Here is a 25,637-nt window from a genome sequence, read left to right on the forward strand (position 1 = left end):
GATGGACGCGTTTTCGCTTGCCGCATTCGCGCTCGCGTGTGCCGCGCTCGCCTCGCTGCTGGCGGGCGCGATGCTATGGAAGCGCCATATGGCCGGCCGGCGCAGCGCGCGCATGCTCGCCGACGTGCTCGATCAGCGCGCGTCGCAGGCGGCTGCGATGCGCACGGCGTCGAGCGCCAATGCCGGTTCCAACGCCAACTCGACGGCAACGGGCACTGCCGATCGCACAACGCGGGGCAATCCCGATAACTCCGCGCAAGGTGCAAGCCCGCATCCGCTGCTGGAGCGCGCGTCGCGCGCGGGCATGCGCTGGCTCGATTCGCCGCTTGGCCGCCACGTCGTCGCGGACGAAGACCGGCGTCTGCTCGAACAATGCGGTTTCGTCGACGCGCGGGCGCGACGTCTGTTCCTCTTTGCGCGGCTCGGCGGCGCGCTGTTGCTGCCGCTCGCCGCGCTTGCGCTGATGGGCTTCGACCTGCATGGGCCGCGCGCGCCCGCGATCGTCGTGATCGCGCTGCTCGCGGGCTTCATGCTGCCGAAGATCGCCGTGCAGCGGCGCGCGACGGCACGGCGCGCGGCTGTGGTCGACGAACTGCCGATGCTCGTCGATCTGCTGCGTCTGCTGCAGGGCGTCGGACTGTCGCTCGATCAGAGCCTGCAGGTGATGGTCAACGATTTTCGCGATGTGCTGCCCGTGCTGTCCGGCGAACTCGCGATTGCGCAGCGGCAGGCCGCGGCGGGACGCACGCGCGAGCAGTCGCTGCAGCGTCTCGCGTCGAGCTACGCGAACGAAGACCTGCGGGCGGTCGTGCGTCTGCTGATCCAGGTGGACCGCCACGGCGGCGCGGTGCAGGAGCCGCTCAGTCAGTTCGGCGACCGTCTGCGTGAAGCGCGCCGCTCGATGCTGCGCGAACGGATCGGCCGTCTCACCGTGAAGATGACGGGTGTGATGGTGGTGACGCTTTTGCCCGCGCTGCTGATCGTGACGGCGGGGCCGGGTGTGCTCGCTGTCGTGCATTCGCTCGCGGCATCGGCGGCCGTGCATCGCTAGGGATACGAAACATCATGAACGATCGAATGAACCCATCTCGTCGCGCGGCGTGCATGAACGCAATCCAGCACGTGATCCGGCTCGCTGTGCCTGCCGGCATCTGCGCGCTGCTCGGCGCGTGCGCGGTAAAGGAAGCGGGAAGCGGGCTACGGTGTCGGCGTGCAGGCCGAGCGCGAAGCGAAGCTGCAGCAGTCCGCGCGCGATACCGCGCCGGATACGCCCGGCATGTATCTCGGCCTGATCGACAGGATGCAGGCGCAGGGGCTGTACTACGCATCGCTCGCGCATATCGATGCATACGAGAAACAGTACGGCGCGTCGCCCGATTCGATCCTGCTGCGCGCCGATGCGTTGCGCGCCACCGATCAGCACGCGGCGAGCGCCGCCGCTTATACGCAATTGCTGCGCACGCCGCTCGCGGCGCGTGGCTATCGCGGGCTCGGTCTGCTGGCGGGCGCGTCGGGCGATTTCGAACGCGCGTCGCAGGCGCTGGAGACGGCCGTCGAGCTTGAACCGACGGATGTTGCGACGCTCTCCGATCTCGGCTACGCGCGGCTGCGCGCGGGCGATGTCGCGGGCGATGTCGCGGGCGCGCGCGTGCCGCTGATGAAGGCGGCCGAACTCGACGGCCACAACCAGAAGGTGATCGGCAACGTCGCGCTGTACCTGCTCGCCGACGGGCAGACGGCGCGTGCGCAGGCGCTCATCAAGGACCAGAAGTTCGCGCCGGACGTGCGCGCGCAGATTCGCGACGAAGCGGCGAAGGTCGCGGCCGCGAGCCGGGCGCGCCGCAACAGCGAACCGCGCGCGCAGAAGCCGCGCGTGCTGCCTGCGTCCGGCGGGCCCGTCGCGAGCATTCAGGACGTCGACCAATCGCAGCGGATGCTGCAACGGTTTGCACAGTGAAGGCGCGCATTGCGCGATTGACGGCAGCGAGGCAAGGGAGCGAACGATGAGAACGGTCATGACATGGCGAGGTGTGATGGCAGCGGGCTGCGTGACGGTGGCGTGTTGCGCAGTGGGCAGCGCGTGGGCACAAAGCGCGAACGGCAATACGGTGAGCGGCAGTACGGTGAACGGCAGTACAGCAAACGCCAATACAGCAAACGCCAATACAGCAAACGCCAATACGGCAAACGCCAATACGGAAACGGCAGCGCACACGCACCCTTGCTCGCGACCGAGATCGGCCATTCGACGCGCGGCTGGCTCGATCTGCAGCGCAGCGGCGCGGCCGCCGCACCAGCGCTGTCGATGCTCGGCGAAGAAGCGGGGCTCGCGTACCAGCGCCACATGGACTCGTTCAGGACGAAGGTTCCCGCGTCGTTCGGTTCGTCGTTGAGTGGAAACGGCAACCTGCTGCACGTCGATTACACGAACGTCGGCGGAGCGTCGCAGAACTGAGATGGCGTCGATAGACATTCGTTGCCGTCCGTCGATACCGTTGCGGCGAGAGCGCGTCTTTCGCGCGAGCGCGCGCCGTCAGCGCGGCGCGGCAGCCGTGCTGGCGGCCGTGTGGATCGGCGCGGACGTTGTGGCGCTGGGCGTGATCGACGTCGGCAACGTGTACCTCGTGCGCCGACAGTTGCAGCGCTCGGCCGACATGGCCGCCGTCGCGGGCGCGCAGACCATCGGCATGGCGGGCGGCTGCGCGACGGCGACGGTCTCGGCGCAACAGAGCGCGCCCCAGAACGGCTATAAGGGCGCGGGCCCCGTCAGTGTCATATGCGGCAGATGGAGCAGGACGGGCGGGGACACGCAATTCGATACGTCGGGCGCTATGCCGTTGAACGCCGTGCAGGTGACGGCCACACAAAACGTGCGGCACTTTTTCATCGGGCCCGCGCGCGACGTGCAGGCGGTCGCAACGGCCAAAGCCGTCGATACCGCGTCGTTCGCGCTGTCGACGAGCCTCGCCACGCTGTCTGGCGGCGCGATCAACGGATTGTTGGGCGCGCTGCTCGGCGCGAACGTGTCGCTGGATGTCGCGGCATGGCAGGCGCTCGCGTCGGCGAACGTGCAGCTCGGCGATCTGGCGACGCAGCTCGGTGTGGCATCGATGAACGATCTGCTCGATTCGAACACGACTGTCGCAGACCTCGCGGACGCGATGGCGACGGTGTTGAGCCGCAACGGCACCGCGAGCGCCAGTGTGACGTCGGCGCTCGCAACGATCCGGGCGGCGGCAAACGGCGGGCCGAAGCTCGCGCTCGGCGACAGCGCGGGCGCGCCGGGACTGCTCGCGATCGGACTTGCCGATAAACAGGCGGCGGCGTCCGCGACTGTCAGCGCGCTCGATGCGCTGATCGTCGCCGCCGAACTCGCGCATGGCAAGTCGGCGCTCGAGCTGGGCGCGGCGCTCGATCCGTCGGCGATACCTGGCATCACGTTGCCGGCGAGGCTGACCGCGAAGGCCGCGATTCTTCAGCCGCCTGTCATTGCGGTGGGCGAGTCGGGCATGGACAGCAGCGGCAACTATAGGACGAGCGCACACGCCGCGCAGGTCCGCGCGTATCTGGACGTCAAGCTACAGGTGCCGCCGATCCTGCTGTTGCCCGCCGTGACCGTCGATCTGCCGCTCTACGTCGAAGCCGCGCAGGGTACGGCAGACCTGGCCGCGACGCAGTGCGCGGCATCGAGAGCGGCGAGCACGAGCACGATCGTCGTGCGGACGGGCATCGCGAACGCATGCATCGGCGGCGATGCCGCGTCGAACATGAGCAACCTGACCTCGCCGTCGACGTGCCAGCAGCCGGCAACGATCGCAACGCTGACGGTGCCACTGCTTCTGACGTCGGTGTCGGCGAATATCAATGTCGGTAGTGTCTCGCCGCCGTCGGGTGTGCAGGCCACCTTGCAGGCGTCGGAGCCGACGACGCGCACATTCAACGGCGTCGCAGGTGACACCGACGACTATCAATCGACCAACACCAACGGCCTTGGCTCGGCGGCGGGCGAACTGCTGGCCCAACTCGCGGCACAACTGCAACAGCCGGACGCGCTCTTCGTGAGCGTGGGCGGCGCCACGGCGAATCCGGCGGTGTCGAGCGCGGTGCAGCCGCTGCTGACCTTTCTGGTCGGCTCGCTGACGCCGCTCCTCAGCGGACTCGACACGCTGCTCGTTCCGCTTTTCCAACTGCTCGGCGCGCAGGTCGGCGTGAGCACGGTCCACGCGATCTCGCAGACGTGCAGCGACGCGCAACTCGTCAACTGAACAGATCGACGGAAAACGCCATGGCCATCCCATCAATCGAAGGTGAACGGATTTTTCACCCATGAAAACCACTACCAGGATCGAGGAACTGGACCTGTATGTCTGGGAAGGTAAGGCCGATATCGTCGATCGCGTCGCGCGCTGCATGGCGAGCTTCGACGTCGAAGTGATTCGCGCCGACGCTATCGCGCTCTCGCCGGAGCGTACGTCGATGCGGCCGTCGCTCGCGATCATCAGCGTGTCGGTGATCGATACGGCGGGCTTTGCCGTGCGCGATCTGCAGGCGACGCACGCGATGCCCGTGATCTGGGTCGGCGCGGCGCCGCGCGATCACGATCCGGCGATGTTCCCCGCCGAGTACTCGCACGTGCTGCCGCTCGACTTCACGTGTGCCGAGTTGCGCGGCATGGTATCGAAGCTCGTCGTGCAGCTGCGCGCGCATTCCGCGCAGACGCTCGAATCGGGTGCGCTCGTCGCGAACTCCGAATGCATGCAGGCGTTGCTGCACGAAGTCGAAACGTTCGCCGACTGCGACACGAGCGTGCTCGTGCATGGCGAAACGGGTGTCGGCAAGGAGCGCATCGCGCAACTGCTGCACGAAAAACATTCGCGCTACGGACAGGGACCGTTCGTCGCGGTGAATTGCGGCGCGATTCCCGATGGGCTCTTCGAATCGCTCTTTTTCGGACACTCGAAAGGGTCGTTCACGGGCGCGGTCGGCGCACACAAAGGCTATTTCGAGCAGGCCGACGGCGGCACGCTGTTTCTCGACGAAATCGGCGATCTGCCGATGTATCAGCAGGTCAAATTGCTGCGGGTGCTCGAAGACAGCGCCGTCACGCGCATCGGCTCGGCGACGCCCGTGAAGCTCGACTTCCGGCTCGTCGCGGCGACCAACAGGAACCTGCCGCAGCTCGTAAAGGACGGCACGTTCCGCGCGGATCTGTACTACCGGCTCGCAGTGATCGAGCTGAGGATTCCGTCGCTGGAAGAGCGTGGCGCCGTCGACAAGATCGCGATCTTCAAGGCGTTCATCGCGGCTGTCGTGGGCGCCGGGCGGCTCGCGACGCTGCCCGACCTTCCGTACTGGCTCGCGGATGCCGTCGCCGATACGTACTTCCCCGGCAACGTGCGCGAGCTGCGCAATCCCGCCGAACGGATCGGCGTGACGGTGCGGCAGATCGGCGCCTGGGACGCGCCGCGGCTGCACCGGCTGCTGGCGACCGCGCGCAGCAGCCAGCCCGTGCCCGCCGAGAGCGCGGCGGAAGTGCTCGTCGACCGCAGCAAATGGGACATGGCCGAACGCAGCCGCGTGATCGCGGCGCTCGATGCGAACAGCTGGCGTCGCCAGGACACGGCGCACTATCTCGGGATCAGCCGCAAGGTGCTGTGGGAGAAGATGCGCAAGTACCAGATTTTCGACGAGGAACCCGAAACGCGAGAACTGAGTAATAATTAGCCGGTTTTGCAAAACTACAACACGATACGGGCAGAATTACATGGACCAGAAGTCGAAAGTTCGACACATCGCGCTGTCGGCATGCATTGTTTTCGGGGCTGTTCACGGGGCGGCATACGCGCAGGCTTCAGAGGAAAACGGCGCAGTAGTTGCCACCACCGCCGCCACGGCCGTCGCTGCACAGACGCCTACGGCGGCGGCTTCCGCCACATCGGCGAGTCAAACGTTTGTCCTCACGCCCGACGAAGCGAAGCAGTCGGCGACGGGCAATGTCGCGGAACTGCAACAGATGATCCACGGCAGCGACATCGCCGAATTGCGCACGACGTACAACGGCAGCTACGGGGCAAGTCTGCTGTTCAACGCGAAGGCGATGACGTACTACGTCGCGCTGTTCCAGCAGAAGAACTTCTGGCGCGTCATCAAGACGCAGGACGACGCGCGTGCCGAGCAGATCTATCGCGACTTCGCACGTCAGACGGCGCAGCTGTCCGACGTCGAAATTCGCCGCACGAGACTCGAAGCGCAAAAGGCGTACACGGATCGCCTCGTCGCGCTGTCGCAGGAGCGCGCGAACCGTCTGCAAGCGGACCTGAATGTCGCGCACGAGCAGCAGACCATCGTCAACAGCATGCAGCAGCAGACCCGCGCGGAAGCGGCCTCGCTGGCGCAGCAGAAGGCGCAGGCGCAGGAGCAGTTGCGCGCCGCGCAGCGCCAGGTGCGCGATCTCCAGCGGCAACTCGAAAGCGGATTGCCGGCGCACTGATCCGGTGCGGCCTTTCCTGCGAGCCACGCGGGACTTTTATCGCTTCGCGGCTCGCTCATGGATCGTCCACGGCTCGTTTTCGGCTTGTTAGCGGCTCGTTCGCGGCTCGTTCGCGGCTCGTTCGCGGCTCGGCAACGCGTGATTATGCGCACGCTCGTGCGCGCGAACGTTCACGCGTCCAGGGCGGCATTGCCTGGGGCGCGAACCGCAAGCGCAGTTTTGCCGCGCGCACTTCGGAATGCTTGTTCCTGATTAACGACGGCCACGGCCGCTCACTCAACGCGACTTCTTCTGCTTGCGCTGATGCCCCCCTTCGTCGGCTTCTTCGGGATCGACGGCGATGGGATCGCTTGCGGGAAAGGTTTCTTCGAGCGCTTCGTCGAGGCGCTCTTCCGTGGTGTGGGGTTCCTCGGTTGGCTTCGGTACTTTCGGCTTCGTGTTCGACATGACGTGCTCCGCTATGACGTTCTACGGTATCGAGCAACCAGAATAGCTCAATCGCGTGAACCCGACCGCCTGGCCGGATGGCATAGGACGATGCGCATGCTCACTCGTCGCGCGCGCTGTCATTCGACATTCGGAAAAGCGTCATGAAGTGGTTTTAGGCGGCAGGACAGGCCGCCGATGCAGGCCGATGGAATTTTTCGCCTGATGATTCGTTTTTAGCGCATCGGGACGGCGGCACGCACAGCGAGCCGGTCGCGGCGGACATGCGAGGGAGGCCCATGCAGGCGGACGGATATCACAGCAGACAGCGCTTGAACGCGACGCATGTCGTCGAATCGGAACTGCAGCATCTGGAATGGGCGACGCGTCAGCCGATGATGCGCAGGCTCAACGCACGTTATTGGCGTCGCAGGGTGCTGGAAGTGAAGGGCGGCTATGAGTTGACCGCGCAGCAGGGGATGCGGATCGAGAGGATGCTGAAGCAGCTGGCCGATCGCGCTGGCTCGTCCGTCGCGTGAAATGCCGGCGCGCCGCACACGCCGGTTAGACGTGTCGTCGCCTGTCTGGCGACTCGTGCAGCCCCTAATCGGGCTGCTTGTTCGGTACTTGCCGGGCGGCGCGTTGGATGGCTTCCTGCTGGCCTCTCACGCTCCTTGGGCCGCTTATTCGGCGTTCCCGCCGTTGTTGTTGCCCTGATCGTTGCCCGCGCCATACAGACGCCGGCGGCGCGTGACGACCACCGGGCCGTCCGACGACGACCGGTCCGACGGCGCTTGCGGCGCGCCGCCATACGGCTCGCGCTGTTCGCGCGGCTCCCGATGCTCGCGCGCGCCGTGCGGACCGCGCGCGGCATGTTCGCCATGTGACGTCCGTCCGCCTGCGCGCGGCGCGGGACGCGTGCCCGTGTCGAGCTGGATCGTCGAAATGGCGCGCTTGTAGATGCCTTGCAGCCCGACGGGCGTGCGCAGCATCACCAGATACTGATCGAACGACTCGATGCAGCCCGTCAACCGGATTCCGTTGACGAGGTAAATTTCGACGCGCTTGCGTTCTTTGCGCGCCGCGTTCATGAAGTCGTTTTGCGGATGCGATTCTGCGGGAGGCATGGACAATTGAGTATAGAAAATCGGTTGTTCGCCGGGGATTTTACCCGTTGTGGCTGCGGGCCGGCGTGACGGGCGCCAAACGCGAACTGACTGACGCCCACTATAACCACTTGTGAGCGCGGAAGCATCCCTTAAAACCCATGTGTAACGTTGAGTTACGAAATCCTGCTTCGCAGTGCGCGCCATCCAACGTTCGCGCGTCGCCGCGCAATGAGCATGCCGCGTGTGAGTCGTTCGCAACGCGTGCTCGTCGGGGCAATACCCGAAGGCGGACGGGTAATAAATGACGGATGCTCTGGAATAAAGCGCATGTTGTGAGCGTTTATCAGTCAGGCATCGCACACAAGGCTGCGGCATCCGCCGCCGGCGTCGTGCGATTCCGCATGATTTGTCCATTCAACGCATGGCTGCGTCACGCGTGGCGTGGTCCATACAGGAGGGTCTTCATGAAAGTGTCCAGACTGGTATCTGCCGTATCCGTGATCGTGGCGCTAGGGTTTGCTTCGTTGTCGTTGAGCGCGTGTCAGTCCACCGGCGACATGAGTTCGTCGGGCGCGAGCAGCAGCGGCACGAGCGGCAGCAGCGGCGGCTATTGATGCGCGCGCTCGCTTGACGGCTAGCGCCGGGGTGAAGTTCGAAGCGGAGGTGATTTCGTGGCTCCCCCAGTTGCGCCGCTACGCGCGCGCACTGACGGGCGACCCAGCTTGGGCGGACGATCTGGTTCAGGATACGGCCGAGCGTGCGCTCGCGCGATGGAAGGGGTTTCGCCCCGACAGCAATCTGCGCGCGTGGCTCCTCACGATCCTGCGTCATCTGTACATCGACCAGTTGCGCGTGCGCCGTGAAATTGCGGTCGACGACGAGAGCGCGCCGTGGCGCAATCTCGAAGCGCCGCACGGTGAAGTCGACGGACTGGTGTTGCGCGACGTGCAGCGCGCGCTTTATTGTCTGCCCGTCGAGCAGCGCGAGGTGATGCTGCTCGTGTGCGTAGAGGAGTTGAGCTATCAGGAAGCGTCGGCCGCGCTGGGCGTGCCCATCGGCACGGTGATGTCGCGGCTGTCCCGTGCGCGCGAGCACATGCGGGCGCTGTTGACGGAAGGGCCAGTACAACACAAGTCGCCGTCGCTGAAAGTGGTCAGAAACGGGGCGAGAAACGGGCAATGAACAACGACGAACATTCGACCGGTTCCACGGGCGCGCCCGACCTGCGCGCGCTGTCGGCATTCGTCGACAACGAATTGCCGGAGAGCGAGCACGCGGCCGTGCGGGAACATCTTGCGAAGGATGCGCAAGCGGCCGCGCAAGTCGCGTCGTGGCGCGCGCAAAAAGCGGCATTGCAGGCGCTGTGCGGCGCGAACGAGCGCGAGCGCGAGGAGCCACCCGTGATCGTGCTGCGTGCCCGCGTGCCGTGGTGGCGGCGCGTGGGCATCGCGGCGTGCTGGGTGATCGCGGGCGCGGGGCTTGCACTCGCGCTGGGCCCGCTCGTCCCGCGTCTGACGGGCGGTGGCAACGGCGAGGTCATGTCGTTCGTGAAGCGCGCGGATATCGCCTACGCCGTCTACACGCCGGAGCGCCGGCATCCCGTCGAAGTCGCCGCGAGCGAGGAAGAGCATCTGATCACGTGGCTGTCCAAGCGGCTCAACCGTCATCTGTCCGTGCCTTCGCTGCAGGAATACGGCTATATGCTCGTCGGCGGGCGGCTGCTGCCGGGCGAGGCGGGGCCCGCCGCGCAATTCATGTACGAAAACCAGAGCGGTGCACGGCTCACGCTTTACGTGACGGGCATTCCCAGAGACGAAACCGCGTTTCGTCTGTTCCGTGACGGCAATCGCCGCACGTTCTACTGGATCAGCGACCACATGGGCTACGCGCTCTCGGGCCCGATCGAAGAAGCCAAGCTGCGGTCCATTGCGATCGAAGTCTGCGGCGAGCTCGGCGGACGTCCGGAGGCCTGGCAGTAGCCTGCGCTCGCGCCGTGCTTCTGTTCGCTTCGCCTTCTCTTGCAGAAGTAAACAACCGAAACACCGGGTAACAGACCGGCCCGCGTTATAACCCGCGGCGCAGGAATAGCGCCGCACGCGTGTGCGTTTATGTCGTTATGCAGGCGCGCGTTCCGTCGGCTTCGACGGGCGCGAACGGGTGGCTTGTCACTTTGCCTGCAAGGCGAATCGACGGGGTCTTAACGGCGCCGGCGCGCGCCGCGCGCCGCAACACCGCACCGTCGAAGCGGGATCAATCATGCGTACTTTGTCAGGAATCGGCGCGGCGCTGTGCGTGTGCGCCAGTTGTGCGGTGCTCGCCGCGCAGCCCGTCGCCGCGCAGGAGCAGTTCGGCGACAACGCTGGCGACACCGTATGTCAGCCCGTCGTGGGCCAGGCGGAAATCGACGGCACGATGCAGCAGATCAGCGGCATCGCATGCAGGCAGCCGGACGGCACGTGGCGCATCCAGCAGGGCAACGGCACGGACACGACTGCCGTCTATCCCGTTCCGGCCTATGCTTACTATGATCCGTGGTATTCGGGACCGCCTGTCGTGGTTGGCGGCGCGTCGTTCGTGTTCGTCGACCGCTTCCACCATTTTCACCACATGAATCACGTGCATTGGGGGCATGCGGGCGGCGGATTCAACGGGCACGGCGGATTCAACGGGCACGGCGGATTCAACGGGCACGGCGGATTCCACGGCGGGGGCGGCATGCATGGCTGGGGTGGCATGCATGGCGGAGGCGGCGGATCGCACACGTGGGGCGGCATGGGCGGCATGCATGGAGGCGGCGCGCACGGACGCTGAACACGCCGTCGCGTGCCAAGTGGGCACCGCATGGGCGCCGTCCGTCGAATGCCGCCGCGAGCCGGGCAATACGCAACCAATACGCAACCCAATACCCAACCAACACGCAACTCGACCCACAATTCGACGCAGCATGGTCGATGCCACATGGAGGCGCCTTGACACGCACTCTGCCGCCGGACGTTTCCGCCGCGGCATTCGATCGGGCGCTCGCCGCATTCGAAGCGATCGTCGGCGCGACGCAGCTCGCGTCGTCGGCGGCGAGCCTCGCGCCTTATGCCGATCCTTTCGCGCCGGGCACGCTCGCCGCGTCGTTCGTGCCGTCGGCGGCGCTGCTCCCCGCGAACGTCGACGAGATCCGCGCGATCCTGCGCGTCGCCAACGAGTACCGTATTCCGCTGTGGACGGTGTCGACGGGGCGCAACTTCGCGTATGGCGGCGCGGCGCCGCGGCTCGCGGGATCGGTGGTGCTCGACCTGCAACGGATGAACCGCATTCTCGCCGTCGACGAGCCGCTCGCGTACGCGCTCGTCGAGCCCGGCGTCAGCTACTTCGACCTGCACCACTATTTGCGCGAGCACGGCTACCGGCTGTGGGTCGATCCGCCCGCAGCGGGCTGGGGCAGCATCGTCGGCAATACGCTCGAACGCGGCTTCGGCACGACGGCCTACGGCGATCACGCGGCGACGCAATGCGGGATGGAGGTCGTGCTCGCGAATGGCGACGTCGTGCGCACAGGCATGGGCGGCATCGAGATCGGCACGTCCTGGCAGGCCTTCAAGCATGGCTACGGACCGTCGTTCGATCCGATGTTCATGCAGTCGAACTACGGCATCGTCACGAAGATGGGCGTCTGGCTGATGCCTGTGCCGAGCGCCTATCTGCTGGGCGAAATCCAGTTTCAGCGCGACGACGATCTGGACGCCGTCGTCGAGACGCTGAGGCCGCTGCGCCTCGACGGCACGATCGGCAATCACGCCGTCATCGAAGGCGCGCTGCGGCGCGCGGCGGGCATCGGGCCGCGTTCGCAGTGGTATCGGGGCGAGGGCGTGATGCCGGAAAGCGCGATCGCGTCGATGACCGACGCGCTGAAGATCGGCCGCTGGAACCTGCACTACGCGCTGTACGGCGAGCGCACCGTGATCGACGCGAAAGAGACGCTTGTGCGCCGCGCATTCGGCCGCATTCCGGGCGCGCGGATGATGTCGAAGATCTACGACGGCAACGCAGAGCCCGAAGCGGGCGGCGATCGCAATCTGGCGGGCATTCCGGCGATGACGGCGTTTCGTATGCTCGACTGGCGCGGCGGCAGCGGCGCGCATGTCGATTTTTCGCCCCTGTGTCCCGCGACGGGGCGCGATGCGATGCGCCAGTACACGATGGCGAAGGCGCGCGCGAACGAATACGGTTTCGATTACTACGGCGGCTTCACGGCGGGCGAGCGGCATCTGCATCACATCGCAGCGGCGATCTTTGATCACAGCGACGCGCGGCAAAGCGAACAGGCCGGCGATCTGCTGCGCGCATGGATGAGCGATGCGCACGGCGCGGGCTATGGCGAGTACCGCTCGCATCTCGTCTACATGGATTTCGCGGCGGCGCGCTACAACTTCAACGATGGCGCGCTGCTGCGGCTGTCGGAGACGATCAAGGATGCGCTCGATCCCGCGGGCATTCTGTCGCCGGGCAAGCAGGGCATCTGGCCGAAGGCGTTTCGCGGCAAGCGCGGCTATACGTGATTGTCGTGATGCGCGTGGTGACTACGCATGCAGGGAGAAGGAGGTAGCGTCGACATGGAACGTCGCACATTCATCGCGGCGGGCGCGTGGCTATCGGCGACGACAGCCTGGGGCGTGCCGTGGCTTCATGCCGATGGCCTGCTCGCCGACATCGCGCTGATCGATACGAGCTTGCCGGAATCCTCGGCATTGTCGGCGCATGCGGCGCGCGCCCGTCTGCCCGCTTTCGACATCAACGACGCGCCGCACGCCGACATCGCCGCGCTGTGGTACGAAACGCTCGCGCCGCGCGCGGCGCAGGCGGACGGGCGCCTCACGCTGATCGGCGTCACGCGCGCCGCCGATTTCTTCGTGCTCGCGCGTCTCGCGCTGCAACCTGGCGCTGCGCTCACGCAAGCGCATGCGTCGATGACTGGGCAGAATCAAAGCCCGGCCGTCGCCTTCGCGCTGACGACATGATCAGAACTTGTACTCCGGGTTCTTCGGATCGAACACCATGTCTTCGAAGGTCTTCGGTGTGATCGTCACAAACACGATGCGCTCGAAGATCTGTCCATCGTTGCCATACGATTCGACCATTCTGAAATACGGATGCCGCAGATCGAGCCCGAGCACTTCCTTCTTCGCGTAGAAATCGGGTTGGCCCGTCGGCGTCTCGTACGTGAACGCGACGACGCGCACGCCTTCGAGCGTCTTCACTTCGATCTGCGCGGGATGTGTGATGCCGGCCTCGGCGAACTTTCTGCCTTCGTCGAGAAACTGCTGCGTGATGAATTCGGTGCCGAGATCGCGCACGCGATGGTTCGACTGCGCGCGCGCCAGCGATCCGTCGATCGACGTCCACAGCGGCATGATGTTGAACAGGCCGCCGAGGTGGCCGTACATCGCATCGCTGCGCCTGGACTCGTCGTAGATGATTTCCTGGCCCGAGTGCGGACCGCCCGGCAGCCACTTGCCGTAGATGCGCAGCGGATCGCGCGTGAGCCGTACGAGCATATGATCGGGCTTGCGCGGCCACACGCCGCGAATGCGCTCCTGGCGCAGCATCGTGAACTCGTACGACGGATAGCCGTTTGGACCTTGCTCGATATAGCGCGGCACCGTCAACGGGTCGAACGATTCGAACAGCGCGACGAGTTGCGCATCGTCCATCTGTTCGAGCGCACCGCTTTGCGCGGCGCGACGCAGCCATTTGACCTGCTGTTCGAGCGTGAGCTTCGCGACCTGGCCGGCGGCATCGCTAACGATTGGCGCGGCGTTCGCGGTGTTCGGCGCCAGTGCCGCCGCCTCGTTCTGCGCGAAGGCCGTGCTGGCCATGCATGCGATCAGCGCGCAGACCGTGCAGACGACATGGGCGGCGCGAAGCCGGGTCCAGCGCGAGCGTTTCTTCACAAACATCGGTTGATGCATGCATCGCTCCATAAAGCGCGGACGGCTTCGTCGCCCCGGCTGCGCATTCAGACGCGCAAGGGCACGCAAATACACGTGTAGGCCGTCACGATGATTTCAGCTTCTCCAGCTCCTGCTCGCGCAGCTCGCGCCGCAAGATCTTGCCGACATTCGTTTGCGGAAGCTCGTCGCGGAACTCGACGACCTTCGGCACCTTGTAGCCCGTCAGATTCTTGCGGCAATGCGCGATCACCTGTTCCTCGGTGAGCGACGGATTGCGACGCACGATAAACACCTTCACGCGCTCGCCCTGTGCGACATCGGGAATGCCGATCGCGGCCACTTCGCGCACGTCGGGATGCATCGCGATCACGTCCTCGATTTCGTTCGGATAGACGTTGAAACCCGATACGAGGATCATGTCCTTCTTGCGATCGATCAGACGGATATAGCCGCGCGAATCCATCACGCCGATATCGCCCGTCGCGAGCCAGCCTTCGTCGTCGAGCACCTTCGCGGTCTCCTCGGGCCGGTTCCAATAACCTTTCATCACCTGCGGACCCTTCACGCACAGCTCGCCCGCCTCGCCGATATCTGCCCAGCTGCCGTCGTCCTTGCGAAAGCGCACTTGCGTCGACGGCGCGGGCAGGCCGATCGAGCCGTCGAATTCGCGCATGTGCTTCAGATCCACCGGGTTCATCGATACGATCGGTGAGCATTCCGTGAGCCCGTAGCCTTCGATGATCGGCTTGCCCGTCACCTCGCGAAAACGGTCGGCGACGGCTTGCTGCATCGCCATGCCGCCCGCCATCGCGAGCTTGAGCTTCGAGAAGTCACGCTTGCGGAACTCCTCGTCGTCGAGGAACGCGTTGTAGAGCGTGTTGACGGCCGTGATGCCCGTGAACGTCTCGTGGCGAAGGATCTTCATCACGCGCTTCGTGTCGCGCGGATTCGCGATCAGGATGTTGCGTCCGCCGAGGCCCATGAAGATCATCGCGTTCACGGTCAGCGAGTAGATGTGATAGAGCGGCAGCGGCGTGAGCACTGTTTCGATTTCGTCGGTGAGCTGGCTCTCGGCCCATACCTTCGCCTGCAGCAGATTCGCGACGACGTTGCGGTGCGTGAGCATCGCGCCCTTCGCGACGCCCGTCGTGCCGCCCGTGTATTGCAGGAACGCGAGGTCCGTGGGCGCGATCCGCATGGGCGTGAGCGGTCGCCCGTAGCCGGTTGCGAGCGCATCGAGCAGTCGGACGGCTTGCGGCAGGTCGTACGCGGGCACGAGCTTCTTCACGTGTCTGAGCATGAAGTTGATCAGCTTGCCCTTCAGGTTCAGGCCGTCCTTCAGCAGATCGCCGAGCCCGGTGACGATCACGTGCTGCACGCGCGTGCCCGCGAGCGAATCCTCGACCGTCTTCGCGAAGTTCTCGAACGCGACGATCGTCTGCGCGCCGCTGTCCTTCAGCTGATGCGACAGCTCGCGCACCGTGTACAGCGGATTCACGTTGACGACGATCGCGCCCGCCTTCAGCACGCCGAAGAGCGCGATGGGGTATTGGAACGTGTTCGGCAGCATGATCGCGACGCGCTCGCCCGGCTTCACGCCGATGCTTTGCAAGTACGAAGCGAACGCCGTCGCCTTGCGCGCAAGTTCCGCGTAGGTGAGGCTCTCGCCGACGCTCACATAGGCGACGCGCTCGCGAAAGCGCGTCGTGCAATCGTCGAAGAACTCGACGAGCGACGCATACCGCGACGCGTCGATCTCGTGCGGCACTTCGGGCGAGTAGGACGCGAACCAGATGCCGTCCGTGTTCGGTGCGGCGTGGGCGGAGGAGGGCGCGGCAGGTGGCTGTGTCTGCGATTGCGACTGCGACCCGGACTGCGTTTGCGTCTGCGCGGAATGCGAAGCGGTGGGCTCGGTCATGGTGGCGTCTCCTGGGTCTCTCGGCGTCGTTGTGTGCTGGTTGGGCATGCACCGTTCGGGTTGCCAAAGGTAGTCGGTCAAATCGGGGAGCGCGATTCTACCGCTCCAGGATCGCGACGACGCCCTGGCCGCCCGCCGCGCAGATCGATATCAGGCCGCGCACGGTGCCCGCCGGCTTCTCGAGCTGCGCGAGCATCTTCGCGAGTCCTGCGACGATGCGCCCGCCCGTTGCGGCGAACGGGTGGCCCGTCGCGAGCGATCCGCCGTTCACGTTCATTTTCTCGCGATCGATCGCGCCGAGCGCGCCCTCGAGTCCCAGTTGCGTGCGGCAGTACTCATCGTCCTGCCAGGCCGCGAGCGTGCAGAGCACCTGCGCGGCAAACGCTTCGTGAATTTCGTAGAAATCGAAGTCCTGCAACGTCAGGCCCGCGCGTTTCAGCATGCGCGGCACGGCGTACGCAGGCGCCATCAGCAAGCCCTCCTTTTTGTCGAAGAAATCGACGGCGGCCGTCTGCGACCACGTCAGATACGCGAGCACGGGCAGGCCACGCGCGGCCGCCCATTCTTCGCTCGCGAGCAATACGGCCGATGCGCCATCCGTCAGCGGCGTGGAATTGCCTGCCGTCATCGTGCCCGCGTCGCGGTCGAACACGGGCTTGAGCGACGCCAGCTTTTCGAGCGTCAGATCGCTGCGCAGATTGTTGTCGCGCGCGAGGCCGCGATATGGCGTCATCAGGTCGTTCAGGAAGCCGCGCGCGTAGGCCTCGGTCAGCTTGCGGTGGCTATCGTAGGCGAGCACGTCTTGTGCCTCGCGCGAAATGCTCCAGCGCTTCGCCGTCCGCTCGCAATGCTCGCCCATCGACAGCCCCGTGCGCGGCTCGCTGTTGCGCGGCAGCAGCGGCTTGAAGAACATGCCCGGCCGCAGCTTCGTTAGCGCGCCGACGCGTTGCGCCGCCGATCTGCCGCGACCCGCTTCGAGGAGGATCTTGCGCAGCCGTTCGTTCACGCCGATGGGCGCATCCGAGGTCGTATCGACGCCGCCCGCGATGCCCGCATCGATCTGTCCGAGCGCGATCTTGTTGGCGACGAGAATCGCCGCTTCGAGCCCTGTGCCGCACGCCTGCTGCACGTCGTAGGCGGGCGTTTCCTTCGCGAGCGTGGTCGACAGCACGGCTTCGCGCGTCAGGTTGAAGTCGCGTGAATGCTTGATGACGGCGCCCGCCGCGACTTCGCCGAGGCGCTCGCCATGCAGGTTGTAGCGGTCGATCAGACCTTGCAGCGTGAAAGTCAGCATGTCCTGGTTCGAGGCCGTCGCATACGCGGTATTCGAGCGCGCAAACGGGATGCGGTTGCCGCCCAGTATCGCGACGCGGCGCGCGGGAAGCGGTTGTGACGGATGAGGCATCAGGAAGCTCCGTGGTCGCGTCCGTCTGTGCGACGGATCAGGTCAGCATGAAACACCCGGCACCTGCTTCAGAACGAATCAGGCGGGGCGATGATTCCATCGTGATGGCGGATTGCCTGTGTAAGCCGTTGCGTGAGCGGGTTGCGTGAGCGGATTACGTGATCGCGTTGTGTAACCGGTTGCGTGAACGGTTTGCGTAAGCGGGCTATGGGCGCGGCTTCTGCACAGTCTGCGCCGCATGGCCGCCGCCTCATTGCAGATTCCACTGGAACCGGCCCCGCAGATGCGGCTTGCCGCTCTGCGGATCGCGCACTTCGAACTCGCGCGCAGTCGGCGAGGGCGAGGCCGTCCACAGCGACGCTTCGCCCGGCAGCAGCATCGGCGCCCTGAATTCGCCCGCGAGCGTCGCGTCGGCGAGCCGCTTCGGCGGCTGCAGCGCGGCGGCCGTGCGCGCCAGCGTCCACATGCCGTGCGCGATCGCGCGCGGAAAGCCGAACGCCCTCGCGGAGAGCATCGACAGGTGGATCGGGTTGTAGTCGCCCGATGCGCGTGCGTAGTCGCGGCCAAGTTGCGCAGGCAATTGCCAGCGCGAGCTGCGCGAGAGGGCACTTCCATCGGTTTCGAGCGGGCTCAGCGGATCGCCATTCGCCGCGACGCCGCGCTTCAGATACACGCTGTCGCCGTCCCATACGGCTTCGCCGCGCCGGTAGATGCGCGTCTGCATCACGAACGCCTGGCCTTTGTCGTGGCGCAGGCGCGGGCCGAATTCGACTTCGACGCGCAGCGTGTCGTCGAACGAAAGCGGGCGGCGCATGCGCACGCTGTTCGCCAGATGGACGATGCCGAGCGCGGGCCACGGAAACGCCGGGTCGGTCAGCAATAGCAGATGCAGCGGAAACGCGAGCAGATGCGGATACGTGAACGGAATGCCCTGCTCGGGAAAGAAGCCGCAGACGCGCGCGTAGCGTTCGATCGCGACGGAATCCAGCGTGACGGCAGGGCGCACGAGCCGCAGCGCGGGCAGCGCCGTCGGACGGTTGCGCTGAAGGCGCTTGGCCACGCCCGACAGCGCGCGCGCATACAGCTTCGCGGGCTGCGGCAGTTCGGGCAGGACGACTGTTTTCGGGCGCGGCGCGCCGAACATCGGGCTGGAGTCGAACAGGGCCATGCCGTCACGCTCCTATCAGACTTTGGCCGCACACGCGCACGACCTGGCCCGTGATGCCCGCCGATCCTGGATGCGCGAGCCATGCAATCGTCTGCGCGACATCGACGGGCTGGCCGCCCTGGCTCATCGAGTTCATCCGGCGGCCGGCCTCGCGGATCGCAAGCGGCATCTTTGCCGTCATCTGCGTTTCGATGAAACCGGGCGCGACGGCATTGATCGTGATGCGCCGTTTCGCCAGATGCGGCGCCATGCTCTGCACGCGGCCGATCACGCCCGCCTTCGACGCCGCATAGTTCGTCTGCCCGAGGTTGCCCGCGATGCCGCCGATCGACGACACGCAGACGATGCGTCCGCCGTCGCGCAGCGTGCCCGCTTCGAGCAGCGCGTCGTCGATGCGCTCCTGCGCGGACAGATTGATATCGATCACATTGCGCCACGCCGGCTCGCTCATCTTCGCGATCGTCTTGTCCTTCGTGATGCCCGCGTTGTGCACGAACACATCGACGCCGAGCTCGTCGAGCGCCGCCGCGATCTGCGCGGGCGTTTCGGGCGCGGCAATGTCGAACGGCAGCGCCGTGCCGGAGATCTGGCGCATCGTGGCGTCGAGCGCGTCGGTGGCGGCGGGCACGTCGATGCCCGTCACGTGCGCGCCTTGCGCGGCGAGTACGTGTGCGATCGCCGCGCCGATGCCGCGCGCCGCGCCCGTCACGACGGCCCGCTGGCCCGCGAGCGGCTGGGTCCAGTCGAAATCGTCGCCGAGTGCGGAAGGCGCCGTGCCGATCCGCACGACCTGTCCCGACACGTACGCCGAACGCGGCGACAGGAAAAAGCGCAAGGTCGATTCGATGCCGCTCGGGATGCCGGCGTCGTTGCTGTTTCCCGCGCTGCTCGTGGCGCCGCTTTTGGCGCCGCTTTTGGCACCATCCGCGACGTAGATCAGATTCGACGTGATGCCGCGCCGCGCTTCCTTGCCAAGCGAGCGTGTCACGCCTTCGAGCGCGCGTTGCGCTGTCCATTGGCGCGGGCTCGCGCAGGCCTCGGGCGGGCGGCCCAGCACGACGATCCGTCCGCATTTGTCGAGCGAGCGCAGCGCGTCGTGAAAGAACGCGTACAGGGTGTCGAGTTGCGCGCTGTCCTCGATGCCGCTCGCGTCGAACACGAGCGCCCGCACGCGCGCCTGCGAGCCCGCTTGCGAGTGCGCTGCCGGATCGGCGGGCTCGAAGCGGCCCGTCATCAGGCCGTGGCGGTTCGCGAGCGGCACCCACGCGCTAGCGCCCGCGTGCGCGACGCTCGTCATGCCGATATGCGCGATCACGTCGGCAAGCGCGTCGAGCAGTTGCGGCGACGGCCCCGCGCCGACGGCCACGATGCCGTCGAATTCGGGCGTATCGGCGCGATAGCGGCGCAGCACTTCGGGCAACGGCCACCGGAGCGAGCGCGCGACTCGTGCTCCCAGCGGCGAATTGACGAAGTTCAGGTAGGAATCGTTCATCGCGTTGTTGGCTCCTGGCCTGACGGATGGCGTCAGTGTGCACGGTGCGCGTGACTTGCCGCAAGCGTGGTGAATTGCGCGTTCGTCGCGGATTCGTCGTGCATTCGTCGCGCGTTCGCCGCTCAGCCATCTTGATGCCATCGACATGCCATCGACATCCCATCAAGATGACATCAGGCGGCCAGTTGCGTCGCCTTGTCGAGTGCGTCCTTGCGCCGCTGCAGATCGGCGAGCATGCCGAAGTCCGCGGGGAAATCGTCGACCTTCACGACTTCAGCCGCAAAGCGCGCGTAGTCGTCGAGCACCTTGCGCTCGTCCTCGTCGATGAAGCCGCGCTGCTGCGCCGCTTCGTTCCAGCCGGCGAGATCGGCGAGGCTTTGCGGAAGCGGATCGATGCGGCCATGCCGGATCGCTTCGCGCAGACGCTGCTCGATCTGCGCGACACGCGGCGCGAGCTTGAACGCGAGCTCGCCATAACCGAGCGCGTCGACGTCGACGTGCGGCACATACGAGTCCGCGAGCAGCCGGTCGCGCGCGGCGCCCGGCGTCTGCATCAGCTCGGCGACGGCGCTGCCGAGCGCATCGGACGGCGCGCGGTGCGGCAAGCCGAACGGGAACGCGAGCGCGCGCACGAGGCCCGCGGCGACACGGTTCGGATAGTTGCGCAGCACGCCATCGAGGGCCGTTTGCGCGCGATGAAGCGCATCTTCGACGCCCCATTGCACGAGCGGCAGATCGCTCGCCTCGCGGCCTTCGTCTTCGAAACGCTTGAGCGTCGCGGAGATCAGATAGAGCTGCGACAGCACGTCGCCCAGGCGCGCCGAGATGCGCTCGCGCCGCTTCAGGTCGCCGCCGAGCACGAACATCGAGACATCCGCGAGCAGCGCGAATGTCGTCGAAAGACGCGTCGCCGCGCGGTAGTAGCCCGCGAGCGGTGGATGCGCGCGCTGCGGCTTCGCGATCAGCGCGCCGGCCGTCACGCCATCGATGAAACAGCGCACGACGTTCGACAGCGTGAAGCCGATGTGCCCGAAGAGCGCTTCGTCGAAATCGCGCAGCGCCTTCGCGTGGTCTGCTTCATGGCCCGCTTCGCGCGCCGCGGCCATTTCCTTGAGGAGATACGGATGACAGCGAATCGCGCCCTGGCCGAAGATGATCAGGCAGCGCGTGAGGATGTTCGCGCCTTCGACGGTGATCGAGATGGGCACCTGCTGATAGGCGCGTGCGAGGAAATTCGATGGGCCCATGCAGATGCCCTTGCCGCCGAGGACGTCCATGCCGTCGTCGATCACTTCGCGGTTGCGCTCGGTGATGTGGTACTTCGAGATCGCCGAGATCACCGACGGCTTCTCGCCTAGATCGACAGCCCGCGCGGACAGGCGGCGCGTGGCGTCCATCACGTACAGATTGCCGCCCATGCGTCCGAGCGCTTCCTGCACGCCTTCGAACCTGCCGACCGGCGTGCGGAACTGCCGCCGCACGGCCGCGTACGCACCCACCCCGCGCACCGCGACTTTCGACATGCCCACATTCGACGACGGCAGCGAGATCGCGCGGCCCGCCGCGAGACATTCCATCAGCATCCGCCAGCCGTTGCCGACCTGAGCGCGTCCGCCGATCACCCAGTCGAGCGGGATGAACACGTCGTTGCCCCAGTTCGGGCCGTTCTGGAACACGGCGTTCAACGGCCAGTGACGGCGCCCGATGTTCACGCCCGGATGGCTCGTCGGAATCAGCGCGCACGTAATGCCGGGCTCGTCTTCGCTGCCGAGCAGATGGTCGGGATCGAGCGCGCGAAACGCGAGGCCGAGCACCGTCGCGATGGGGCCGAGCGTGATGTAGCGCTTGTTCCACGTGACGCGAAAGCCGAGCGTCTCGCGTCCTTCGAACGTGCCGTTGCAGACGATGCCGAGGTCGGGGATCGCCGCTGCGTCGGAGCCCGCGTAAGGGCTCGTCAGCGCGAAGCAGGGGATTTCGTCGCCGCGCGCAAGACGCGGCAGATAGTGGTTCTTCTGCGCATCGGTGCCGTATTGCAGCAGCAGCTCGGCGGGGCCGAGCGAGTTCGGCACCATCACCGACACGGCGGCCGCCGTGCAGCGCGTGGCGAGCTTCATGATGACCTGCGAATGCGCGTACGCGGAGAAGCCTTTGCCGCCGTATTGCGCCGGAATGATCATTCCCAGGAAGCCCTTGTCCTTGATGAACTGCCAGGCCTGCGGCGACAGGTCCTGCCAGATGGCCGTCGTTTCCCAGTCGTTCGCGAGATCGCACAGCTGCTCGCATTCGTTGTCGAGAAACGCCTGCTCCTGTGCGGTGAGCTTTGCCGGACCGTAGCCGAGCAGCGTGTCCCAGTGAGGGCGTCCCGAGAAGAGCGCGGCATCCCACCAGACGGTACCTGCCTCGATCGCGTCGCGCTCGGTCGGCGACATGTCGGGCATGATCTTGCGGAAGACGCCGAGCAAGCGCCGGCTCACCCATGCGCGGCGCAGCGGTCTGATCGTCAGCAGCAGCGCGGGAATGATCAGCACGATCGCGAGGCAGGTGGCCGTCAGTGTGCCCGCTGCGCCCGTCAGACGCGCGGCCGCGACCCACACGATCAGCAACGCGAGCCACCACGACGCGCGTGCCCGCACATAGACGAGCGCCCCGGCAGCGACGATCAGCGCAACGATGAACCACGACATGATGACCCCTCCTGTTCGGCGATACGGCGCCGGCTGCGAGCGCGTCCCGCGATGCGGGGAACGCTCGCGTGTTCTTCGAGTTGTTCGATGCGCGGCGAGTGTGTCCGCCGTTATCTGCGTTCATCCGTTGCAGCCGCCGTGCCCGCACGATTCCTTGCATCGTCGCGCGCAGTGGAGGGCTGATTCGTCGGCCTTGGGTTCGGTCTTGGGTTCGGCCTTTTGTTTGGTTTTCCGTTTGACCATTCTTTCAGCCCGTGCTGCGCTGCCGCTGCGCGAGAGAACCGTGCGCCATTCACGCACGCACGCAATCGATGATTCACCGCGTCAACCGTGCGCGGCGAAGTGTGAGCCGGCATCGCGTGCGTCCGCTTGCTCGCCGCCGCGCGCCGGTTCGCCGTACGGTTGTGCGTCGGACCCGGGTTCGGCGCGCATCGGCGGTTGCTGCGGTGTGTCGGGCGTTGGCGTCTGCGCGTGAACAGCGGCCGGCGACGCGCTCTGCGCCGCGACATCCGCTTGCGCTTCGCGGACGGCATCGCAAGCGATGTCGGTGCTGCCCGCGTCGCCGAGCACGGATGCGAACGTGGCGAGCTGGCTCACGTCGGGCAACGGCGCCTTCAGCGCGGACACGATCAGCGACGCGAGCCGCGCGATCAATTGCAGATCGTTCATCGACTTGCCTTGCGAGAACTCGGTGATGAGGTTGTCGGTGTCCGCGCCCGCAAGCACGCCCGACAGCGCGCCGATCGCGAAGTGCAGACGCCAGCCGAGCTCCTCGCGCGGCAGATGCGGCAGCGCGCGCTGAAACGCTTCGAAAAAGCGCTCGGATACCGACGCATAATGCGCGTTCAGAAAGTTGCGGATGAACGAAGAGGGATCGGTGTACGCGCGGCCGAGCAGCCGCAGGAACGCCTTGCCGCCGATGCGCGTATCGCGCGACACGCGCAGCGCCGGAATGAACATCGCGCCGAGCACGTGCTCGCACGTGAGGCGCGGGCCGAGCAGCGCGTCGAAGCGGTCGAGCAGCTTCAGGCGCTCCTGGTTCAGCAGATCGAGCCGCCGCGACAGCATCGCGTGAATCAGCGCTTCCTTGCTGCCGAAGTGATAGTTGACGGCGGCCAGATTGACCTCGGCCTTCGATGTGATCTGCCGCAACGACATCGCTTCGTAGCCGCATTCGATGAAGAGCGTTTCGGCTGCGTCGAGGATGCGCGATTTCGTGTCGCCGGTGTGCCGGCTCGTCGTGCGAGTTGCCATGTTGCGTCTCCCTCTGTCGGCTTTTTTGCCGGCCGCAAACAATCGATTCAATTTTGATTTTGAAACGTGCGTTCTTTTCAGGATAAAAATGGAGCTCGTGATCGGGCAAGCGATGAGTGTCGATGGACTCCTCTAAAAAGCGTCTGACCGCGCATTCCCTCGCAGACGACGCGGACAAAAAAGGCCGCTCCGATTCGGATCGGAGCGGCCTCGTGGTTGCTGCGTTGGCTGGGGCGCCGTGGCGCCCTTATGTGGTGTCGTGTTTTCTTGCTGCTTTGTTTTGTTGCTTCGCGGTACTCAGTGTACCGTCGCTGTGATCTGTTCGGCGGATTGTGTCATATCGATGCCACGCCGTTCGCGGCTGAAGAGAATCAGCACCGCGATCACGACGGCCACCACGCCCGCGACCACGGCCATCGCCATCGCGTAGTTGTTGTTATTGCTGACGGCGAACGACGCCTGCATCGTCGCGTTGACGGAAGCGAGCAGGTTGCCGAGCTGATAGACGAGTCCGGGGAACGTCGCGCGGATTTCGTCGGGCGAGATCTCGTTCAGATGCACGGGAATCACGCCCCACGCGCCCTGCACGGAAATCTGCATCAGGAACGCGCCCGCCGCGAGCGCGACGGCCGTGCTCGAGAACGCCCACAGCGGCAGCACGGGCAGTGCGATCAGCGCGGCGATGAAGATCGCGCGGCGCCGGCCGATGCGCTCCGAAAACGCGCCGAACGCAAGACCGCCGACGATCGCGCCGATGTTCAGCGTGATCGTGATCAGCGACACCGTGTGCGGATCGAAGTGATGCTGCTCGCGCAGGAACGTCGGATACAGGTCCTGCGTGCCGTGCGAGAAGAAGTTGAAGGCCGTCATCAGGATGATCGCGTAGATCGACAGGACCCAGTTGCGCTTGAGCGTAACGAGCAGGCCGGGGCGCGCGTGCTTTTCCATCGCGACCCACGCGGGCGATTCCTTCACGTGCGCGCGCACGTACATGACGAGCAGCGCGGGCAGCACGCCGACGAAGAACATGCCGCGCCAGCCGATGTACTGATAGAGCACGCCGAACACGATCGACGCCAGCAGATAGCCGCTCGGATAGCCCGCTTGCAGCAGGCCCGATACGAAGCCGCGCGCTTTCGGGGGCACGGTCTCCATCGTCAGCGCGGAGCCGACGCCCCATTCGCCGCCCATCGCGATGCCGAAGAGGGCGCGCAGGACGAGCAGCGTCGCCAGATTTGGCGAGAAGCCGGACAGCAGTTCGAGCAGCGAATAGCACGCGATGTTGACCATCAGCGTAGGGCGGCGGCCGAACTTGTCGGCGAGACGTCCGAAAATCAGCGCGCCGAGCGGGCGCATCGCCAGCGTGAGCGTAATGCCGAATGCGACTTCCGGGATTTTCGTATTAAATTCCGCCGCGATATCTTTCAGGATAAAGACCATCAGAAAGAAATCGAATGCGTCGAGGGTCCAGCCTAGATAGGCCGCGATCGTGACGTTTCTCTGTTCCCGAGTCCAGCTCATTTCAATTGTTCTCCTGACGACCTGAGTCAACGCTTTAACGCTTGCTCCGGTCCCATGCAACCTGGTTGCAGTCTCCAATATGCCGTGCCACCCAATGCCATTCAAAGGACAATTGCACGGCACGCCGCGCCCCGTATGCGAAGGCTCCGAACGAGTGTACGCCGACCATTAGGCGGCTGCATGTAACCACACCGCTTCGTCGGTGGTAATCCTTGGGAAATAGAACGC

General features: G+C 65.7%; 22 protein-coding genes and 1 pseudogene. 13 read left to right on the forward strand and 10 right to left on the reverse strand.

Annotation, left to right across the window (positions count from 1 at the left end; genetic code table 11):
* Position 1: 1 nt before the first annotated feature.
* From BMW76_RS00895 to BMW76_RS00920, 6 genes and pseudogenes are all read left to right on the forward strand, one after another.
* Entirely contained in the window at positions 2–1,051 is a 1,050-nt protein-coding gene (locus tag BMW76_RS00895) for a type II secretion system F family protein (RefSeq protein WP_090861757.1), read from the forward strand.
* A gap of 53 nt (positions 1,052–1,104) precedes the next feature.
* Positions 1,105–1,957, forward strand: a pseudogene (locus BMW76_RS00900) (pilus assembly protein).
* A 63-nt stretch (positions 1,958–2,020) separates the two neighbouring features.
* Positions 2,021–2,455, forward strand: a complete 435-nt coding sequence (locus BMW76_RS00905) for a DUF3613 domain-containing protein (protein WP_090861759.1) — start codon at positions 2,021–2,023, stop codon at positions 2,453–2,455.
* A gap of 1 nt (position 2,456) precedes the next feature.
* Entirely contained in the window at positions 2,457–4,265 is a 1,809-nt protein-coding gene (locus tag BMW76_RS00910) for a TadG family pilus assembly protein (RefSeq protein WP_090861761.1), read from the forward strand.
* A 61-nt stretch (positions 4,266–4,326) separates the two neighbouring features.
* Entirely contained in the window at positions 4,327–5,724 is a 1,398-nt protein-coding gene (locus BMW76_RS00915; RefSeq protein WP_090861763.1) for a sigma 54-interacting transcriptional regulator, read from the forward strand.
* A gap of 40 nt (positions 5,725–5,764) precedes the next feature.
* Entirely contained in the window at positions 5,765–6,490 is a 726-nt protein-coding gene (locus tag BMW76_RS00920) for a DUF2968 domain-containing protein (protein WP_090861766.1), read from the forward strand.
* Between the two features lie 276 nt (positions 6,491–6,766).
* On the opposite strand, the gene BMW76_RS40955 is transcribed toward BMW76_RS00920, so the two are convergent.
* Positions 6,767–6,937: a hypothetical protein gene (locus tag BMW76_RS40955; RefSeq protein ID WP_177200274.1), complete on the reverse strand. Its 171-nt coding sequence runs from the start codon at positions 6,935–6,937 to the stop codon at positions 6,767–6,769.
* 278 nt (positions 6,938–7,215) lie between these two features.
* On the opposite strand from BMW76_RS40955, the gene BMW76_RS00925 reads away from it, so the two are divergent.
* Positions 7,216–7,455: a hypothetical protein gene (locus BMW76_RS00925; RefSeq protein WP_090861768.1), complete on the forward strand. Its 240-nt coding sequence runs from the start codon at positions 7,216–7,218 to the stop codon at positions 7,453–7,455.
* Positions 7,456–7,599: 144 nt separating this feature from the next.
* On the opposite strand, the gene hfq is transcribed toward BMW76_RS00925, so the two are convergent.
* Positions 7,600–8,043 carry an RNA chaperone Hfq gene (gene hfq, locus BMW76_RS00930; protein WP_090861770.1) on the reverse strand — a complete coding sequence of 148 codons (444 nt, stop codon included), beginning with the start codon at positions 8,041–8,043 and terminating at the stop codon, positions 7,600–7,602.
* Positions 8,044–8,489: 446 nt separating this feature from the next.
* Here hfq and BMW76_RS40960 point away from each other — a divergent pair, with 446 nt between their 5' ends.
* From BMW76_RS40960 to BMW76_RS00960, 6 genes are all read left to right on the forward strand, one after another.
* On the forward strand, positions 8,490–8,639 hold the full coding sequence (locus BMW76_RS40960) for a hypothetical protein (RefSeq protein ID WP_177200275.1): 150 nt from the start codon (positions 8,490–8,492) through the stop codon (positions 8,637–8,639).
* Positions 8,640–8,670: 31 nt separating this feature from the next.
* Positions 8,671–9,207: a sigma-70 family RNA polymerase sigma factor gene (locus BMW76_RS00940; RefSeq protein ID WP_090861774.1), complete on the forward strand. Its 537-nt coding sequence runs from the start codon at positions 8,671–8,673 to the stop codon at positions 9,205–9,207.
* On the forward strand, positions 9,204–10,004 hold the full coding sequence (locus BMW76_RS00945) for an anti-sigma factor family protein (protein ID WP_090861776.1): 801 nt from the start codon (positions 9,204–9,206) through the stop codon (positions 10,002–10,004). The genes BMW76_RS00940 and BMW76_RS00945 overlap by 4 nt, the downstream gene beginning before the upstream one ends.
* 277 nt (positions 10,005–10,281) lie before the next feature.
* Positions 10,282–10,836 carry a hypothetical protein gene (locus tag BMW76_RS00950; protein ID WP_090862482.1) on the forward strand — a complete coding sequence of 185 codons (555 nt, stop codon included), beginning with the start codon at positions 10,282–10,284 and terminating at the stop codon, positions 10,834–10,836.
* 158 nt (positions 10,837–10,994) lie between these two features.
* Positions 10,995–12,575, forward strand: coding sequence for an FAD-binding oxidoreductase (locus tag BMW76_RS00955; protein WP_090861778.1), 1,581 nt, complete (start codon positions 10,995–10,997; stop codon positions 12,573–12,575).
* A 54-nt stretch (positions 12,576–12,629) separates the two neighbouring features.
* Positions 12,630–13,034: a hypothetical protein gene (locus BMW76_RS00960; protein ID WP_090861780.1), complete on the forward strand. Its 405-nt coding sequence runs from the start codon at positions 12,630–12,632 to the stop codon at positions 13,032–13,034.
* Here BMW76_RS00960 and BMW76_RS00965 read toward each other — a convergent pair whose 3' ends face one another.
* From BMW76_RS00965 to BMW76_RS01000, 8 genes are all read right to left on the reverse strand, one after another.
* A complete protein-coding gene (locus tag BMW76_RS00965; RefSeq protein ID WP_090861781.1) occupies positions 13,035–13,985 on the reverse strand; it encodes a DUF1571 domain-containing protein in 951 nt (316 codons plus the stop codon).
* 85 nt (positions 13,986–14,070) lie between these two features.
* A complete protein-coding gene (locus BMW76_RS00970; protein WP_090861783.1) occupies positions 14,071–15,885 on the reverse strand; it encodes an AMP-binding protein in 1,815 nt (604 codons plus the stop codon).
* A gap of 97 nt (positions 15,886–15,982) precedes the next feature.
* Entirely contained in the window at positions 15,983–17,290 is a 1,308-nt protein-coding gene (locus BMW76_RS00975) for an acetyl-CoA C-acetyltransferase (RefSeq protein ID WP_090861787.1), read from the reverse strand.
* Between the two features lie 250 nt (positions 17,291–17,540).
* The gene (locus BMW76_RS00980) at positions 17,541–18,458 is read right to left on the reverse strand and encodes a MaoC family dehydratase (RefSeq protein WP_090861788.1); all 918 of its coding nucleotides are present in this window, start codon (positions 18,456–18,458) and stop codon (positions 17,541–17,543) included.
* Between the two features lie 4 nt (positions 18,459–18,462).
* On the reverse strand, positions 18,463–19,950 hold the full coding sequence (locus BMW76_RS00985; RefSeq protein WP_090861790.1) for a 3-oxoacyl-ACP reductase: 1,488 nt from the start codon (positions 19,948–19,950) through the stop codon (positions 18,463–18,465).
* Positions 19,951–20,123: 173 nt separating this feature from the next.
* Complete coding sequence (locus BMW76_RS00990) at positions 20,124–22,634, reverse strand: acyl-CoA dehydrogenase (RefSeq protein WP_090861792.1); 2,511 nt, start codon at positions 22,632–22,634, stop codon at positions 20,124–20,126.
* A gap of 324 nt (positions 22,635–22,958) precedes the next feature.
* A complete protein-coding gene (locus tag BMW76_RS00995; RefSeq protein ID WP_090861794.1) occupies positions 22,959–23,888 on the reverse strand; it encodes a TetR/AcrR family transcriptional regulator in 930 nt (309 codons plus the stop codon).
* 297 nt (positions 23,889–24,185) lie between these two features.
* Positions 24,186–25,409 carry an MFS transporter gene (locus BMW76_RS01000; RefSeq protein WP_090861797.1) on the reverse strand — a complete coding sequence of 408 codons (1,224 nt, stop codon included), beginning with the start codon at positions 25,407–25,409 and terminating at the stop codon, positions 24,186–24,188.
* Positions 25,410–25,637: the final 228 nt, after the last annotated feature.

It is taken from the genome of Paraburkholderia diazotrophica (assembly GCF_900108945.1).
Lineage (GTDB): Bacteria > Pseudomonadota > Gammaproteobacteria > Burkholderiales > Burkholderiaceae > Paraburkholderia > Paraburkholderia diazotrophica.